The organism is Sphaerisporangium melleum, assembly GCF_014646695.1.
Classification (GTDB): Bacteria; Actinomycetota; Actinomycetes; order Streptosporangiales; family Streptosporangiaceae; genus Sphaerisporangium; species Sphaerisporangium melleum.
This window is the reverse complement of record NZ_BMNT01000012.1, coordinates 15,246-33,043: the sequence shown is the minus strand read 5'-3', so window position 1 is coordinate 33,043 and position 17,798 is coordinate 15,246. Positions and strand designations below refer to the sequence as shown.

General features: G+C 72.3%; 10 protein-coding genes. 6 read left to right on the top strand and 4 right to left on the bottom strand.

Features of this window, described 5'->3' with window-relative positions:
• The first annotated feature begins 153 nt into the window (after positions 1-153).
• Positions 154-4,293 carry a bifunctional nitrate reductase/sulfite reductase flavoprotein subunit alpha gene (locus tag IEY93_RS12365; RefSeq protein WP_189163161.1) on the top strand — a complete coding sequence of 1,380 codons (4,140 nt, stop codon included), beginning with the start codon at positions 154-156 and terminating at the stop codon, positions 4,291-4,293.
• Positions 4,294-4,303: 10 nt separating this feature from the next.
• On the opposite strand, the gene IEY93_RS12360 is transcribed toward IEY93_RS12365, so the two are convergent.
• Positions 4,304-4,864 (bottom strand): TOPRIM nucleotidyl transferase/hydrolase domain-containing protein, encoded by a 561-nt coding sequence (locus IEY93_RS12360; RefSeq protein ID WP_189163160.1) that lies wholly within the window; start codon positions 4,862-4,864, stop codon positions 4,304-4,306.
• 233 nt (positions 4,865-5,097) lie between these two features.
• Between IEY93_RS12360 and IEY93_RS12355 the strand changes: the two genes are divergently transcribed.
• Positions 5,098-6,966, top strand: a complete 1,869-nt coding sequence (locus IEY93_RS12355) for a CASTOR/POLLUX-related putative ion channel (protein WP_307837608.1) — start codon at positions 5,098-5,100, stop codon at positions 6,964-6,966.
• 142 nt (positions 6,967-7,108) lie between these two features.
• Entirely contained in the window at positions 7,109-8,074 is a 966-nt protein-coding gene (locus IEY93_RS12350; protein WP_189163158.1) for a sporulation protein, read from the top strand.
• Between the two features lie 17 nt (positions 8,075-8,091).
• Here IEY93_RS12350 and IEY93_RS12345 read toward each other — a convergent pair whose 3' ends face one another.
• Both IEY93_RS12345 and IEY93_RS12340 read right to left on the bottom strand, forming a co-directional pair.
• Positions 8,092-10,485, bottom strand: coding sequence for an ABC transporter permease (locus IEY93_RS12345; RefSeq protein ID WP_203968803.1), 2,394 nt, complete (start codon positions 10,483-10,485; stop codon positions 8,092-8,094).
• Positions 10,479-11,264, bottom strand: coding sequence for an ABC transporter ATP-binding protein (locus IEY93_RS12340; protein ID WP_189163157.1), 786 nt, complete (start codon positions 11,262-11,264; stop codon positions 10,479-10,481). The genes IEY93_RS12345 and IEY93_RS12340 overlap by 7 nt, the downstream gene beginning before the upstream one ends.
• Positions 11,265-11,374: 110 nt before the next feature.
• Here IEY93_RS12340 and IEY93_RS12335 point away from each other — a divergent pair, with 110 nt between their 5' ends.
• Positions 11,375-12,583, top strand: coding sequence for a sensor histidine kinase (locus IEY93_RS12335; protein WP_189163156.1), 1,209 nt, complete (start codon positions 11,375-11,377; stop codon positions 12,581-12,583).
• Positions 12,565-13,254 (top strand): response regulator, encoded by a 690-nt coding sequence (locus tag IEY93_RS12330; RefSeq protein ID WP_189163155.1) that lies wholly within the window; start codon positions 12,565-12,567, stop codon positions 13,252-13,254. Before IEY93_RS12335 ends, IEY93_RS12330 begins: the two co-directional genes overlap by 19 nt.
• Positions 13,255-13,333: 79 nt before the next feature.
• On the opposite strand, the gene IEY93_RS12325 is transcribed toward IEY93_RS12330, so the two are convergent.
• Positions 13,334-15,514: a ricin-type beta-trefoil lectin domain protein gene (locus tag IEY93_RS12325; protein ID WP_229691074.1), complete on the bottom strand. Its 2,181-nt coding sequence runs from the start codon at positions 15,512-15,514 to the stop codon at positions 13,334-13,336.
• Positions 15,515-16,604: 1,090 nt separating this feature from the next.
• On the opposite strand from IEY93_RS12325, the gene IEY93_RS12320 reads away from it, so the two are divergent.
• The coding region (locus tag IEY93_RS12320) for an RICIN domain-containing protein (protein ID WP_229691073.1) at positions 16,605-17,798 on the top strand (1,194 nt) is incomplete at its 3' end.

The following is a 17,798-nucleotide window of genomic DNA, read 5'->3' as shown; positions in this document are numbered from 1 at the left end:
GCGGTGATCTCGATGTAACCGGCGATGGTCGGTTGCTGTGACAAGTCTGTAACGCCGGTTTTTTACCTTTTCCGGGTTGGATCTGCCCGATGCGGCCGCGGCGTGCCCACTGATCGGGGACGGCGTCCAGGCCCGGTCGAAGGGGAAGGGCCGATGACGGCGACAGACCCGGACAATGCCATCGCGCCTGTGCGGACCGTCTGCTCCTACTGCGGAGTCGGGTGCGGGATCGTCCTCGACGTGGCGCGGGGCCCGGACGGGCGGCGCAGGGTCGTCAAGGTCTCCGGGGACCGGAGCCATCCGGCCAACGCCGGTCGCCTGTGCACCAAGGGGGCCACCAGCGCGGACATGCTCGCCGCGCCGGACCGGCTGGAACGGGCGCTCGTCCGGGCTACCAGGGGCGTGCAGCCGGAGGAGACCGGCGTCGACGCGGCCATCACGGCGACCGCCGGGCGGCTGCGCGGGATCCTGGACGAGCACGGCCCGGACGCGCTGTCGTTCTACGTGTCCGGGCAGATGACCCTGGAGGCGCAGTACCTGGCCAACAAGCTGGCGAAGGGCTTCGTCGGCACCAACCAGATCGAGTCGAACTCGCGCCTGTGCATGGCCAGCGCCGGGAGCGGCTACAAGCTGTCGCTGGGCTCGGACGGCCCGCCCGGCTCGTACGAGGACTTCGACCGTGCCGAGGTGTTCTTCGTGACCGGCGCGAACATGGCCGACTGCCATCCCATCCTGTTCCTGCGCCTGATGGACCGGGTGAAGGCCGGGGCCAAGCTGATCGTGGTGGACCCGCGCCGCACCGCCACCGCCGCCAAGGCCGACCTGTTCCTGCAGATCAGGCCCGGCACCGACCTGGCGCTGCTCAACGGGCTGCTGCACCTGCTGGTGGAGAACGGGCACATCGACGCGGAGTTCATCGCCGGGCACACCCGCGGCTGGGAGGCCATGCCGGAGTTCCTCGCCGACTATCCGCCGGAGAAGGTCGCCGAGCTCACCGGCATCCCCGAGGAGTTGCTGCGCCAGGCGGCCCGGTGGATCGGCGAGGCGGGCGAGTGGATGAGCTGCTGGACGATGGGGCTCAACCAGAGCACCCACGGCACCTGGAACACCAACGCGCTGGTCAACCTGCACCTGGCCACCGGGGCGATCTGCCGCCCCGGCAGCGGCCCGTTCTCCCTGACCGGCCAGCCCAACGCGATGGGCGGCCGCGAGATGGGGTACATGGGTCCCGGCCTGCCCGGGCAGCGTTCGGTGCTGATGGAGGAGGACCGCCGGTTCGTCGAGGACCTGTGGGGCATCGCGCCCGGCACGCTGCGCACCGACGCCGGGCAGGGCACGGTCGAGATGTTCTCCCGGATGGCCGAGGGCGAGATCAAGGCGTGCTGGATCATCTGCACCAATCCGGTGGCCAGCGTCGCCAACCGCAAGACGGTGATCGCGGGCCTGGAGGCCGCGGAGTTCGTCGTCACCCAGGACGTCTTCGCCGCCACCGAGACCAACGCCTACGCCGACGTGGTCCTGCCCGCCGCGCTGTGGGCCGAGACCGAAGGCGTGATGATCAACTCCGAGCGCGACCTGACGCTGCTCCGGCAGGCCGTCGACCCGGTGGGCGAGGCGCTGCCGGACTGGCAGATCATCGCCCGGGTCGCCTGCGAGATGGGGTTCGAGCAGGGCTTCTCCTACTCCAGCGCGGAAGAGATCTTCGAGGAGATCAAGCAGGCGTGGAACCCGGCGACCGGGTACGACCTGCGCGGCGTGACCTACGACCGGTTGCGCCGCGACCCGGTGCAGTGGCCCGCCCCACCCGGCTCCGGCGAGCGCAATCCCGTCCGCTATCTCAACGACGGCCGCAGCCGGGCGATGGTCACCAGGGAGGACGGCAGCAGCCCGCGGCTGGCCTTCGCCACGGCGGACGGCCGGGCCGTGTTCTTCCCCCGCCCGCACCTGCCCGCCGCCGAGCTGCCCGACGACACCTTCCCGTACGTGCTGAACACCGGGCGGGTGCAGCACCAGTGGCACACGCTCACCAAGACCGCCAAGATCGCGAAGCTGAACAAGCTGAACCCGGGCCCGTTCGTGGAGATCAACCCGGCCGACGCGGCGGAGCACGACATCGGTGCGGGCGATCTGGTGGCGGTCTCCTCGCGGCGCGGGCGGGCCGTGTTGCCGGCCGTGGTGACCGACCGCGTCATGCCGGGCAACCTGTTCGCACCGTTCCACTGGAACGACCTGTTCGGCGAGTACCTCAGCGTCAACGCGGTCACCAGCGACGCCGTCGACCCGGTCTCGTTCCAGCCCGAGCTGAAGGTGTGCGCGGTCGCGCTCGCCAAGATCGCCCCCGACCCGGCCGCGGCCACCTCCGGCCCGGCTTCCGGGCAGGCGCAGCCTGCCGCAGCCGCCGAGGAGCTCCGGACGCCGGTCGCGGCGCTCCACGGCCTGTTCGGGCTCGCCGACGAGGCCCCGCCGGAGCTGTCCGCACCCGAACGCCGCTACCTGTCCGGCTTCCTGGCCGGCCTGGCCGGCACTCCGCTCGACGGGACGGACGTGCCGGTGCTGCCCGGCCACGCTCCCTTCGCACCCGACCACGCGCTGTGGGTCAACGGGGCGCTGGCCGGCGCGTTCTCCCGCATAGCGCTCCCGGCACGCGCCCCGGACCCCGCCGAGCCGGAGACCCGGGCGCGCGAGATCGTCGTGCTGTGGGCCTCCCAGACGGGCAACGCCGAGGAGTTCGCCGCGGCCAGCGCCGAGCGGCTGTCGGGCGCCGGATGGCACGCCCGGCTGGTCAGCATGGCCGACTTCGTGCCGCGGAGCCTGACGCCGGAGGCGGACCTGCTGGTCATCTCCAGCACCTTCGGCGACGGCGAGGCGCCGGACAACGGGGCCGCCTTCTGGGAGGCGCTCGCCGAGCCCGAGGTGCCACGGCTGGACGGTGTGCGTTACGCGGTGCTGGCCTTCGGCGACTCCAGCTACGACGACTTCTGCGGCCACGGCCGGCGGCTCGACCGGCGCCTGGAGGAACTCGGCGCACTCCGCGTCGCACCACGCCTGGACTGCGAGCCGGACGAGCACGAGCGCGCCCTGGCCTGGCTGGACCGGCTGCTGACGACCCTGACCGATCCCGGCCGCCCCGCCACCGGACCGCAGCGGAGCGAGACAGCCGCGCCGCCCGCGCCGGCCCGCGCCGGCACCACCGCGTTCACCGCGGCCCTGACCGGCAACCGGCTGCTCAGCCTGCCGGGCTCGGCCAAGGAGGTCCGCCAGTTCACCTTCGACACCGGCGGCGAGCTGACCTACCAGGCCGGCGACGCCCTCGGCGTGATGCCGGTCAACAGCCTCGATCTGGTGATGGAATGGCTGACCGGCACCGGCCTCAGCCCCGCCGGCACCGTCGAGCTCCCCGGAGTGGGCACGCTGCCGCTCCGCGAGGCCCTGCACCGCCACCTCGACATCACGAAGATCACTCCGGGCCTGCTGAAGTTCATCGCCGAACGCTCCCGCGACCGCGACCTCACCCGGCTGCTGCGTCCCGGCAACAAGGGCGAGCTGGACAAGTGGATGTGGGGCCGCCAGGCCGTGGACGTGCTGGCCGAGATCCCCGTGCGGGCCACGGCGCAGGAGTGGGCCGACGTGCTCAGGCGGCTCCGGCCCCGCCTGTACTCCATCTCCTCCAGCCCGCTCACCAGCCCCGGCCAGGTGCGCCTGACGGTCTCGGTGGTGCGCTTCCCCAACCCGCGCGGCACGGTGCGCAGCGGAGCCTGCTCGGCCTACCTGGCCGGCAGCCCCGAGCAGACCGCCGTCGCGGTGCACGTCCAGCCCACCACGCACTTCCGGCCGCCGGCCGACCCCGGCACCCCCATGGTGATGATCGGCCCGGGCACCGGCGTGGCCCCCTTTCTGGGCTTCCTCGACGAACGCCGGGCTCTCGGCCACCACGGACGCAACTGGCTGTTCTTCGGTGAGCAGCGCCGCGCCACCGACTTCTACTACCGGGACGAGCTGGCCGCGTTGCACGACGACGGCCTGCTGACCCGGCTGGACGTGGCCTTCTCCCGCGACCAGCGCGCCAAGGTCTACGTGCAGGACCGGATGCGCGAGCACGGCGTGCAACTGTGGAGCTGGCTGCAGGACGGCGCCCATGTCTACGTGTGCGGCGACGCCACCCGGATGGCCAGGGACGTCGACCAGACCCTGCGCGAGATCGCGGCCCGCCACGGCGGCCTGACCCCCGACGCGGCCGCCGCCTACGTCAAGCAACTGGCCGCGGCCAGGCGCTACGTGCGCGATGTCTACTGAAGCGGCCGGCTCACAGGTGGGCCAGCAGCCGGTCCAGGGGACGGGGCACGTGGCCGGGGTCGAGTGCCGCGACGAGCGGGCCCGCGTAGCGGATCTTGCGGCCGCCGCCCGATCCCATGAACCGGCGTAGCTGGTCGTGGGTGGTGCCCTCCCGCCATGCGGGTTGCTTCTGCAGCGTGCGGAACGAGCCGAGCTCTCCCTCGGACGCGACGACGCGTTCGACCGTGGCGGTGCCGAGGGCGCGGATCAGCTCGTCCTCCAGGTCGGCCACGCACACGAAGAAGCCGAGCGCCTCCAGGTCGTCCCGGCCGAGGCCGGATCCGAGCCCGGCCCGTTCGAGACTCCTGCGGAAGGCGCCTTCCTCGCGGGCGTCGCACAGACCGGCCAGCCGCAGACCGAGCCCGGACGGGCCGAATCTGGCGAGGTAGGCCCCGATGTTGGTGGCACCGCCCATCGCCTCGACCGAGATGCCTTCGGCCGCGAGGTCCCGGCCCCGGCGCGCGGCCAGTGCCTCGATGGCCGACCTGTCGCTGATCCCCTCGACCAGGACCACGGTGTGGGTACGGTTCACCCGCCCAGCCTCGCACCGAACCCGGCGAAGGTCCCACCCGTTTTCCCGGGCCGGCGCGCTCGCGATCGGCGGGGAATGGTCACCCGGCGAGCCGCACGGTCGTGCCGGGGCGCGGCTCGCCTCTGCTCGGCGGTGGCCCGATGTCCTGGTTCGTGCATGAGTGGGCGCTGACTGCTGCTTCAATGATCTCCACATCGGCGGCTGAGGGGGCCGCGGCCACAGGGGGGACACGGGTGAGACTGCGCGAGCGTCTGCGGTACTGGTTCGACGGGACGATGGATCGCGGGACGCCCGCGTTGATCGGCTGGCTGGCGCTGGCGTCCGTCGTGCTCATCGTGGTGGTCACGGCGGCGGTGGTCGGCCTGACCTGGACGGAGGCGGAGAAGCAGGGGAGCTGGGGCGGCGTCGCCTGGCTGACGTTGATGCGCGCCATCGACCCGGGCACGATGGGCGGGGACGCCGGCAGCCCGGTGTACCTGGCGCTGATGCTCACCATCACCATCGGCGGCATCTTCATCGTCAGCTCGCTCATCGGCGTGCTGACCACCGGCCTGGAGAACCGGATCGCCGAGCTGCGCAAGGGCCGGTCCAAGCTGATCGAGCAGGGGCACACGATCGTGCTCGGCTGGTCGGAGCAGATCTTCACGGTGATCGAGGAACTCGTCAAGGCCAATCAGGGGCAGCGGCGCTCCTGCGTGGTGATCCTGGCCGACCGCGACAAGGTCGACATGGACGACCAGATCCGCGCCCGGCTGGGCGAGACCGGGCGCACCCGGGTCATCTGCCGGTCCGGGAGCGCGCTCAAGCGCGCCGACCTGGAGCTGGTCAGCCCGGACACCGCAAAGGCGATCATGGTGTTGCCGTCCCCGGACAAGGACGCCGACGTCGATGTGATCAAGGCGCTGCTGCTGCTGAACAACCGCACCTGGCGCGGTGTCCGGCCGCACGTGGTCGCCGCCGTGCAGGAGTCGGAGAACCTCGTCGCCGCCCGGCTCGCCGGCGGCGAGTCGGCCATCGTGATCGACGCCGACGACATCACCGTCCGGCTGGTCGCCCAGTCGCACCGCCAGTCGGGGCTGTCCACGGTCTGCACCGACCTGCTCGACTTCGACGGCAACGAGTTCTACATCCGTCCCGAGCCCGCGCTGACCGGGCGGACCTACGGCCAGGCGGTGACCGCCTACGACCGCGGCATCCCGGTCGGCCTGCGCAGGATGGACGGGCGGGTCGTGCTCAACCCCGCGCCGGAGACCCTGATCGGGGCCAAGGACCATGTGATCGTGCTGGCCGAGGACGACCTGCTCATCCGGCTGGCCGATTCGGCGCCCGCGACCGTCGAGCCGGCGATCGCGACGGCGCCCGACCCGGGGCAGCGGCCCGACCGTACGCTGCTCGTCGGCTGGAACTCCCGTGGCGTCAAGCTCATCGGCCTGCTCGACCGCCTGGTCGAGCCGGGGTCGGTCGTGGACATCGCCGCCGCCCACCGTCCACTCGACGTCCTGGACACCGACCGGAAGAACCTGACCGTCGGCTACAAGGCCTGCCGGCCGACGAGCCGCCGCTCGCTGGAGAGCCTCGACCTCGGCGGCTACCAGAACGTCGTCGTGCTGGCCGACGACGAGGTCGAGGCCGAACGCGCCGACGACCGGACGCTGGTGACCCTGCTGCACCTGCGTGACATCAAGCTGAGCCTCGGTGACCCGTACACGATCGTGACGGAGATCAACGACGACGCCAACCGGGAGATCTTCCAGGTCACCAGGGCCGACGACTTCATCGTCGGCACCAAGCTCATCAGCCTGCTGCTCACCCAGCTCGCCGAGAACCGGCACCTGTACGGCGTGTTCTCCGAGCTCTTCGACCCGGCCGGCTCGGAGATCTTCCTGCGGCCCGCGTCGCACTACCTCACCCCTGGTGTGGAGGCGAACTTCGCGACCGTGATGGCGGCGGCCACGCGGCAGGGGCAGACCGCCATCGGGTACCGGCTCAAGCGGAACAGCGACCAGGCGCCCTCCTACGGCGTGACGCTCAACCCGCCGAAGGGCGCCCCGCTCACCCTGGGCGCCGACGACCAGGTCATCGTTCTCGCCGAGGACGTGTGACGTTCGCCGGGCGGAATGTCGGATAACGGGGTTTTCGGGGCTGGCCTGAGGGAGAGCATCACCTAGCCGCCGGAACCGGAGCTCGCTGTTGATCGTTCAAGGGGCGGTCCGATCCTCGAACGATCAACAGGGAGATCAAGCAGTGGTCTTCAAACGGATGCTGGGCGCCTTCGGCGTGGGCGCCCCCTCGGTGGACACCGTTCTGGCCGACCCCCGGGTCCGGCCCGGCGGCCCGCTCGACGGTGAGGTGCGGCTCAAGGGCGGCGACTTCGACGCCGAGATCGAGCACATCACCCTCGGCCTGGTCGCCCGGGTGGAGCTGGAGCACGGGGACGGCGAGAACACCGGGATCGGCGAGTTCACCCGCGTCCAGGTGTCCGGCCCGTTCACCCTGCGCAAGGGCGAGGACCGCGTCATCGGCTTCCAGGTCCCGGTGCCCTGGGAGGCCCCGATCAGCGAGATCGGCGGCGAGCACCTGGCCGGCATGGAGCTGGGCGTGCGCACCGAGCTGGCCATCGCCAAGGCCGTCGACAAGGGCGACCTGGACATGGTCGCGGTCGAGCCGCTGCCCTCCCAGCTGCGCGTGCTCCAGGCGTTCCTCGACCTGGGCTTCCGGTTCAGGTCCGCCGACCTGGAGGTGGGGTACGTGCACGGCGCGCGGCAGGAGCTGCCGTTCTACCAGGAGATCGAGTTCTACCCGCCGCCGCGGTACGCCGGCCTCACCGGCGAGGTCGAGCTCACCTTCGTGACCAGTGCCGAAGGGCTGGAGGTGATCCTGGAGGCCGACCAGCGCGGGCACTTCTCCGGTGACGCCATCGGGCGCTTCCACGTCGGCCACGAGGAGGCGCTCGGCACCGACTGGCCGGGGGAGATCGACCGCTGGCTCGGCACTCTGGCGGCGCACGGCCCGGGTGGGTACGGCCACGGCGATCCGCACGGCGGTCACCATGACGACCACGGACACCACGCACCGCACCAGGGCGGGCCGGGCTGGGGGACGGTGGCGGCGGCGGGCGCGGCCGGTGTGGTCGGCGGCATCGTCGCCGGTGAGGTGGTCGAGGAGATCTTCGAGGGGGACGACGAGGAGGACGGCGGGGGCGACTGGTAGGCCGCCCCCGGTGACGGTCAGCGCCTCGCCGCGTGTCGCGTGGCGGGGCGTGCGGCCAGTGCGGCCGAGCAGGCGGCGAGGGTCAGGCAGACGGCGATCACCCCGGTGATGAGCGGCCAGGGCACCACGAGCGGCACGTCGGTGTGCATGGCCGTGGTGAAGGCGCGTCGCATGCCCAGCAGCGCGGGCAGCGCCACCACCAGCCCCAGCCCGGTGCCGAGCAGCACCACCAGCACCGCCTCGGCGGCCACGGCCCAGGCCACCTGCCGGCCGGTCGCGCCGGACAGGCGCAGCACCGTGAGGTCGCGGACGCGCCCGGCCGCCGACATCACCATCGTGTTCACGATCGCCGCACCGGCGTAGACCGTGGACACCAGGACCAGGAGCGCGGTGGCGATCCACACCAGCCGGTCCTCCTGCGCGTCGGCCTCCACGGCGTAGGTGGTGACGTCCACCACCCGGGCCCCCGCGCCGGGTGGTGTGGGCGCGCCCGCGACGTACGCCTCTCTGGCGAGGGCCACCGGGTCGTGCGCGCGGAGCAGGCTCCGGGAGAGCAGCACGTCGGCGTCCGCGTCCCGGATCACGCCGGCCACGGTCGGCGACGCCGAGGTGCCGTCCTCGAACGACACCGGCAGCTTCGCGCCCGGCCGCAGCCCGCGGTCGGCGGCCAGCCAGTCCGCCACGAGCACACGGTCGTCGCCGCGCAGCGCGTCGAGCGAGCCGGACACCACCTGGACGTCGCCCGCGCGCTCCAGCAGCTCCGGCGTGGCGCCGATGACGCTCAGGACGCCGCCGTCCGGCTCGAACAGCCCGCTGAACAGCGACGACTCCGCACCTCCCGCCGACGCCGCCGCGTCGGTCAGACCGGGCGTGCCATCCGGCACGATCACCGCGTCCGCCCGGATCGTGGTGGCGCGCGCCTGCGCGAACCCCGCCGCGGTCGTCTGCACCATCCCGGTGATCAGCACCGTGCACCCCACCGTGACCAGCACCGGCGTGGCCGTGGCCGCGGTGCGGCGGACCGCGGTCAGCGCGCTCTCCCGGACCAGCATCCCGGTCGCCCCGCGTCCCCGGGCCAGCGGCCACGACAGCAGCCGCGCCACCGGCGGCACCACCGCCGGGGACAGCAGCGCGAGCCCCGCGATCACCCCCATCGCCGCGACCAGGCCCGACATCACGAACGCGTCCGAGCCGTCCGAGGCGGCCGCGTCCGCCGCGGCGGCCAGGCCCAGCGCGCAGCACGCCGCCCCGGCGATCCACCGCACGAGCGGCATCGGACGGTCGTCCACCTCGGCCTCGCGCAGCGCCTCCAGCGGAGGTATCCGCGCCGCGCGGCGGGACGCCGACCACACCCCCGCCAGCGTGACGACCACGCCCACCGCGAACGAGCCCGCGAGCGGCGGCGGCGAAACCTCCACGGCGAAGCCCGGCGGCTCGAAGCCGACCCTGACCAGCAGGTCTCCCAGTACGGGACCGAGTGACGCGCCGGCGGCGACGCCGCCCGCCGTCGCGACGACCCCGACCACCAGCGCCTCGCCGTACACCATCCGGCGCACCTGGCGCGGCGTCGCGCCGATGGCGCGCAGCAGCCCGAACTCCCGGCGCCGCTGCGCCACCCCCACCGCGAACGCCGACGCCACCACAAGGACCGACACGAACGCGGACAGCGCGGCCATGCCGGTGAGCACCTGCAGGCCGATCCAGCGGGTCCGCTCGTGGTCCCGGGACTCAAGGACACCGCGCCCGTCCCCGGTGCGCACCACCCCGGCCGGGCCCGCCGCCGCCCGTGCGGCCGCGGCGACCGCGGGGATGTCCGCCCCCGGCTCGGTGACCAGGCCGATCGCGCGCACCCCCGCCGAGACGCGGGCCGCCTCCGCGTCGCTCAGGTACACCCCCGGACCGTTCACCGTGCCGGACACCGTGTACGTCACCGGCCCGTGCACCGTGAGCACCGGCACCCGCGCCCCCGGCGCGAGGCCGAGCGACCGGTCCAGCGCCACCTCGCCCTCCCGTGGCGCGGTGCCCGCCGTCAGCCGGTACGGCGCCAGCATCGCCGCCGACCAGGCGTACCCCTGCTCACCCGCCACAGGCCTGCCGCCGATGACGGGCTGCGCGTAGAACGTCCGATCGGGTATGGCGTGCGCCACTCCGGGGATCGCGGCCAGCCGCTCCCGCAGCGACGCGACCATGTCGGGCGACCACGGGCGGTCCGGGGCGAAGTCGCCGTCGCCACGCTCGGGCATCGGCACCGAGACGAACACCGGCGCCCCCGCCAGCCGCTCGGGCACCCTCGCCCCGGCCGAGGCCAGCGCCAGGACGCTCATCGACACCATCGTCATGCCGAGCACCAGCACGGTGAACCCGCCGGCGAAGGAGGCCCACCGCTCCCGCAACGTCGCGAAGGTCAGCACGGCGCGGCCTCCAGGGCGGTCATCCGGGCGGCGACCAGTTCGGCGGTGACGGTGCCGGCGTACTCGTCCACCACCCGCCCGTCGGCGAGGAACAGCACCCGGTCGGCGTAGGAGGCCGTCACCGGATCGTGCGTCACCATGATCATCGTCTGCCCGTGGTCGTCGACCAGCCCGCGCAGCATGCCGAGGATCTGGCGGGACACCCTGTAGTCGAGCTGGCCGGTCGGCTCGTCGGCGAACACCACGGCGGGCTTGGTGATCAGCGCACGCGCGATGGCCACGCGCTGCTGCTCGCCCCCGGAAAGCCCGCTCGGCCGATGTCCCGCCCGGTCGGCGAGGCCGACCTCCGCCAGCGCCGCCCGGACCAGGCCGGGCGGCGCCGCGCGGCCGGCCAGACGCAGCGGCAACGCCACGTTCTGCTCGGCGGTGAGCGCGGACACCAGGTTGAACGCCTGGAAGACGAACCCCACCCGCTCGCGGCGCAGCAGGGTCAGGCCGTGCTCGCTCAGCGAGCCGAGGTCGGTGCCGTCGATGACGACCGTGCCATCGGTCGGCCGGTCCAGCCCCGCCGCGCACTGCAGCAGGGTGGACTTGCCGGACCCCGACGGCCCCATGATCGCCGTAAGGGTGCCCGCGTGGAAGCTCGCCGTCACCCCGTCGAGGGCCTTCACCGTGCGGGCCGCCGTGCCGTACAGCCGGCGCACCGCCGTAAGGCGCACGGTCTCCGGACCAGGGTGCGCGGCGGCGTCCCGGCCGCCGGTGCGCGTCGTCGAGTGCATGCCGTCAAGCCAACCGCCCGTGCCGGGCTGGCGCACTGGTGCTGGGACGAGACAGCAAGGTAGACCTGGCACTACCGCGCCCGCGCCTCCCGATGGGCTAACGTCGGGGAGTGCTCGCCCGTACCGCCCTGGCGGCGATCACCCGCAGTCCGGCGGCGTTCCTGCGTTCGTCGTGGCCCTGGCGTTCGCTCGCCTACCTGCTGTGCAGCGCGGTGCACGCTGTGGCCGCCTGCATGGTGATCTACGCGGCCTACGCCTACGGTGCCGGGCTCGCGACCTTCGCCGCGCTGCTCGCCGTGGCCGTGCTCACGCCGCCGGCCGCGGCGTTCGAGCGGTGGCGGCTGCGCCTGGTGGACCGCGCGCCCGCGGGCGACCCGCACCTGAAACCACCGCGGCCGGGTCCGCGGGCCTGGCTCGCCACCCGGCTGCGCGAGCAGGTGACCTGGCGGGAGCTGGGGTTCACCGTCGTCGCGGTGTCGGTGCTGTGGCTGATGGACATCGGGCTGGTCTCGTCGGCGCTCTGGCTGCCGCTGCTGTTGATGTCGGCGCCGTTCCAGCCCGGCATGAGGCCGCTGGACGGCCTGCCGCTGTTCGCGGTGGGGCTGCTGATGTTCCCGCTGTTCGCCTACCTGGCCGCCGCGTGGGCGGGCACCCGCGCCCTGCTCACCCGCGCCGTCCTCGCGCCGGGCGACGCCGAGATCATCCGCTCCCGCGCTCGCCTGGTCGACGCGTTCGAGGCCGAACGCCGCCGGATCGAGCGCGACCTGCACGACGGCGCCCAGCAGCGCCTCGTCTCCCTGAGCATGAAGCTCGGCCTCGCCCGGCTCGACCTGCCGCCGGGGTCGCCCGCCGAGGCGCAGCTCGCCGAGGCGCACGAGGAGGCCAAACGCGCCCTGGCCGAGCTGCGCGAGCTGATCCGGGGCGTCCATCCCCAGGTGCTCACCGACCGGGGGCTCGGCGCCGCCGTACGCGAGGTGGCCGGCCGCTCGCCCGTCCCGGTCGACGTCGACGTCGCGCTGCCCGGCCGGTTGCCGCCGTCGATCGAGGCCACCGCCTACTACGTCGTCTCTGAGGCGATGGCGAACATCGCCAAGCACAGCCGGGCGCGGCGCGGTTTCGTGTACGGCCGGCTTCAGGACGGCGCGCTGGTGGTGGAGATCGGCGACGACGGCGTGGGCGGCGCCGACCCTGCGGGCGGGTCCGGGCTGGCCGGGCTCGCCGACCGCGTCGCCGTGACCGACGGCGAGATGACCCTGTCCAGCCCGCCCGGCGGGCCGACGACGCTGCGTGTGGAGATCCCGTGTCCCGTCTCCGAATAGCCCTCGCCGAGGACGGCGTGCTGCTGCGCGAAGGGCTCGCCGGGCTCCTCGAGCGGTTCGGCCACGAGGTCGTCGCCTCGGTCGGCGACGGCGCGGCGCTGGTCGCCGCCGTGGCCGAGCACGAGCCCGGCATCGTCGTGGTCGACGTGCGCATGCCGCCCGGCTTCACCGACGAGGGGCTGCGCGCCGCGCTCGCGCTGCGCGCCGCTTATCCGGGGCTCGCCGTGCTGGTGCTCAGCCAGTACGTCGAGCAGACCTACGCCGCCGAGCTGCTCGACTCCGGCGGCGGTACGGGCATCGGGTACCTGCTGAAAGACCGCATCGGCGACGTGCGGGAGTTCGTGGCGGCGGTGGAGCGGGTCGCGGAGGGACACACGGTCGTGGACCCGGAGGTCGTGCGGCAACTGCTCAACAGCCGCCGCCGGCCGCTGGCCCGGCTCACCCCGCGCGAGCGGGAGGTCCTCGGCCTGGTCGCGGAGGGCCGCTCCAACGCCGCCATCGCCCGCGCGCTGGTGGTCACCGAGGCCGCGGTGGCCAAGCACATCGCGGGCATCCTCACCAAGCTCGACCTGCCCCCGGCCGCGGACGACCACCGGCGCGTCCTGGCCGTCCTCGCCTACCTGCGGGGCCGGCCGGGCGGGCCGGAGGCGGAGCGGCCGCACCGCCGCTGACGCGCGAGGCCTGGCACGTCAGCGGGCGGGCGAAGGCCCCTCGCCGGGGCGGGTCGCCTCGGCGAGGGGCTTTGAGATCTCAGCCGCGGGTCCACTTCTGGCCGGTGGCGCCGTTGCAGGTCGCGATCTGGGCCTTGGTGCCGTTGGCGGTGCCGTTGCTCGCCAGGCTCAGGCACTTGTTCGCGCCGACAGCGGTGATGGTGCCGTCGCTGTTGAAGCGCCACTTCTGGTTGTTCTGGTTGTTGCAGTCCCAGATGATGACCGCGGTGCCGTCGGCGGTGCCGGCGCCGTTCACGTCCAGGCACTTGTTTCCGTACACCCGCAGCTCACTGGCGCTGGTGGCGTTCCACTGCTGGTTGGCCTGGCCGTTGCAGTCCCAGATCTGCGCGGCGGCGCCGTTGGTCTGGGAGGCGCCGTTGACGTCCAGGCACCGGCCCGAGGCCTGTGCCCGGATGGTGCCCGTGGTGCCAGGGGAGGGGGAGGGGTTGGTGCCGGTCTGCGGTCCGGCCGCGGCCATCACGGCCTGGGCGCCCGAGGGCCACTGGCCGTTGCTGACCGTGACGTTGTTGTTGACGACGTTGCCGCGGTCGCCGTTGGTGATGTTGGTGCTGCTGTTGCTGGTCCAGTTGCCGGTGACGGTGAAGTTGCCCATGTTCTCCCCGCCCCAGTAGTTGGCGGTGGCCCAGGTGCCGACGGAGGACATGACGTTGTTGCGGACGGTGTAGTACTTGGAGCCCTCGTCGAAGTAGACGCCGAAATAGCCGTTGGTGCGCAGGCAGTAGTTGTCGGTGATCTGCGCGCCGGGGTTCCAGGACAGGGTGTAGATGCATCCGCCGTCGGTCATCTGCTGCATGACGTCGTGCACGTAGTTGCCCACCAGCCGGTTGTTCGAGGCGGTGGTGGCGGTGGTGTACCGCGGCTGGTAGTTGTACAGGCCGCGGTTCGTGTAGGAGGTGTTGCCGCCGGGCTCGTTGGCGCCCCAGCCGTAGCCGATCGACATGCCGGTGTAGGGCAGGTTGTACACCTCGTTGTGCGACACGTCGCTGGTGGTGACGTAGGTCGTCAGGACCGAGACGATGCCGCGGTAGTCCAGGCCGAGGTCGTGGATGCGGTTGTTGGTGATGGTGATGTCCCGGTTGATCATCCGCTGGTCGGAGGGGTGGTGGGCGTCGGCGCGCACGCCGCCGGCCACGACGCCGCCCGCGGAGTTGCGGGCGATCTCCGAGCGGGTCACCGTGATGTTGGACGCGCCCAGCCCGACCCCGCTGGCGTGCGCGTTGGCGTCGTTGCCGATGCCGATCGCGGTCTGCCCCAGGTTGACGAACTGCGAGTCGGTGAAGGTGATGTTGTTGGCGGCCGACACCTGCACCGCGGCGGGCATCTGGAACCAGCCGGGCCGCGCGGACTCGAACGCCTGGCAGCCTTCCTGGCAGGAGGTGAGCCGGTCGGCGGGCCAGTTGTAGTTCCCGGCGATGTAGGAGCCGGTCTGCTGGTCGGCGAATCCCTGGTTGCTGCTGGGGCCGAGCCAGCTGGTGCCGGTGAAGGTGATCCCGCTGAAGGTGAGGTGGTGGGCGGGGGAGTCGTAGGTGCCGCCGACGTTCACCAGCGACTGCAGGACCGGCAGTTCCACGGCGAGGTTGTTGATGTTCTGCCCGGACGGGGGGATGTAGTACAGCGTGCCGGTGCCGGTGTTGAGGTACCACTCGCCGGCGGAGTCCAGGAACTCATAGGCGTTGGCCAGATACAGCGGCCCGGCCCGGTGCGGCCGGGTGAAGGTGTCGTAGCCGAAGGTGTTGTTGTTCCAGCCCGGCTGCTGCATCGTGAGGAAGTTCCCGCTGATGCTCTGCACCGTGACGTACCGGTCGGTGAAGGAGCCGACGCTTTCGAGCTCCACCCGGTTCTGGGCGGCCAGGTTGTTGAGGTAGTTCAGCGCGGAGTTGGTGAAGCGCAGCCCGGTGGTGGTGGCGGTGAAGTCCGACCGGTTCACCTGGGTCCGTGCCCGGGTGGCGAGGGCGCCGTTGACGTACAGCTGGCGGGCCTCGATCCCGGTGCCCACACTGGCCCGCCAGATGTTCTTGCCGGCGTCGGCCTGCGTCCACCCGGTCACCGCCCGGGCGCCGCTGATCACCGGGCGCGCGCCCGATGCCGCCTGCCAGATCACCCGGTAGCCGTTGTTGCCCGAATCGGCCGCGGCGAACCGCAGCGGCGCGCTCTGCCGGTACACCCCATCGGCGAGCTGCACCACGATGTCACCCGACATCGCCCCATTGATCGACCGCACCGCCGTCTGCGCCGCCGCCAGCGAACACGGCTGCGCCGCGGAACAGTCGGAACCGGAACCGGAAGGAGACGCATAAAGGGTCGTGACGGCCGCGGAAACCGGAGAGACCGGTGCCCAGAGCGCGGCCGCGGCGGTCAAGCCCAGTGCGGCGACTCCGGCCGACACCATCCTTCGCAGCCCGGGCAAAGATGATTTGAACACGACAACTCCAAATATGGGGGGTGGTCAGTGCAGGCCCGGCCGGCACCGATCGGGCGGGTGCGGTCTGGCGGTGTTCCCGCGAGCGTCACGGTCCGGCCGGCACACGCGTACCGCACTTTCCGCCGGTGGCGTTCGGCGCGGCGCCGGTGTGAGCCTGCCCGGGCCGGGATCGCGGCGTCGGACCGCCGGTGCCGCGGGATCGCCGCCTGCCGGGTCCGCTCATCGCCGCTCACTTTCCCTTGTGGCGGCCGGTGATCCCAGCCGTCTGGTGGAAGGTAATTCGTATGACGTCGGCCGTCAATAGCGGCGCGTCGACGGTCCGGGCTCCGGAGGGCCGGCGGCATGGTCGCGCACGGGGGTGACGGCGCATCGCCGCAGGCGGACCCGTGCACGTCGCCGGAGGGAAGCGGGTGACCCGGCTGCCCGGAGGCCGCCGCTGCGCGGGGCCGGCGTGATCGCTGAAAGTTTCAGCCCGGCGGATCGGCAGGGTGCCCGGCCGCCGTCCCTGGTCGGGCACCCGGGGAACGGGCCGTGTCAGGTGCGGCAGGGAACGACGGGCGCGACCGGCGCTTGACAGATCTCGACGCCGTCATATTTGCTCCGCTGCACCTTCGTCCGCAGAGTCGCCGGAAAGAAAGGAGTGGTACACGCCGAACCTTGTGTTAACGCTAACAGAATTCTATTGAATCGCCCCTTGATATCCCGGCGAATCGGATTCCGTACCGCTGAGAGAATCCGCCGAGGCCGCCTGGTGTCCGCCATAGGAAAAGCCGTTCACACCGGCCGACCGAGAATCCCCCCGACCAGGAGGAGCAATGTTCGCGCTACCCGGATGTTCCGAGACCCGATCAGTAGAAGGAGCGGTGTGATGTCCAGGCGCAGATCCATCCTCGGAGCGATCGCGGCCGCGGCGCTTCTCGTGCTGACCACGGGCCACGCGGCGCTGAGCGACAGCTCCGGCACCTCCACCTCGACCGCGCGCGCTCTCGCGGCGACCGCCGGGTGCGGCAAGGCGCCGGCATTGAGCAGCGGATCGCACACGATTCAGAGCAGTGGCAAGAACCGCTCCTTCATCCTGCGGCTCCCCGACAACTACCAGAACAACACCCCGTACCGGGTGTTCTTCGGTTTCCACTGGAACGGCGGCACCGCCGGTGACGTCGACGGGGGCGGCACGAGTGGGTACGCCTGGTCCTACTACGGCCTCCGGCAGCTGTCGAACAATGGCGCGATCTTCGTGGCGCCGCAGGGCCTCGGCAACGGCTGGGCCAACTCCGGCGGCGAGGACACCACCTTCGTCGACGACATGCTGCGCCAGATCGAGGCCGGCCTGTGCGTCGACACCTCCCAGCGCTTCGCCCTCGGCTTCAGCTACGGCGGCGGCATGAGCTACTCGCTCGCGTGCTCCCGCTCGAACGTCTTCCGCGCGGTCGCGGTCTACTCCGGCGGCCAGCTGAGCGGATGCAGCGGCGGCACCCAGCCCGTCGCCTACATGGGACTGCACGGCATCAGGGACAACGTGCTCAACATCTCCGCGGGGCGGTCGCTGCGCGACACGTTCGTCAGGAACAACGGCTGTACCGCCCAGAGCCCGCGCGAGCCGGCGCAGGGCAGCCTGACGCACATCACCACCACCTACTCGGGCTGCCGCGCGGGGTATCCGGTCGTCTGGGCCGCGTTCGACCAGGGCCACACGCCCGGCCCCGTGGACGGCAGCAACTCCGACAACGGCGTCACCACCTGGACCAAGGGCGAGGTGTGGAAATTCTTCAGCCAGTTCGGCAGTGACCCCGGCCCGTCGCCGTCCCCGTCGCCCACGGTCTCTCCCTCCCCGTCCCCGTCGCCGTCGCCGGGCGGCACGGGCACCATCCGGGCACAGGCGTCGGGGCGGTGCCTGGACGTCAACGGCGCTTCGCAGTCCAACGGCGCCGCGGCGCAGATCTGGGACTGCAACGGCCAGAGCAACCAGCAGTGGACCGCCACCAGCGCCAGTGAGCTGCGCGTCTACGGCAACAAGTGCCTGGACGTCAACGGCGGCAGCACCGCCGACGGCGCGTCGGTC

Coding starts and splice junctions, on each gene's coding strand:
- IEY93_RS12325 (WP_229691074.1), bottom strand. CDS start 15,514: ATGTCGGGTGACATCGTGGTGCAGCTCGCCGATGGGGTGTACCGGCAG.
- IEY93_RS12340 (WP_189163157.1), bottom strand. CDS start 11,264: ATGCACTCGACGACGCGCACCGGCGGCCGGGACGCCGCCGCGCACCCT.
- IEY93_RS12365 (WP_189163161.1), top strand. CDS start 154: ATGACGGCGACAGACCCGGACAATGCCATCGCGCCTGTGCGGACCGTC.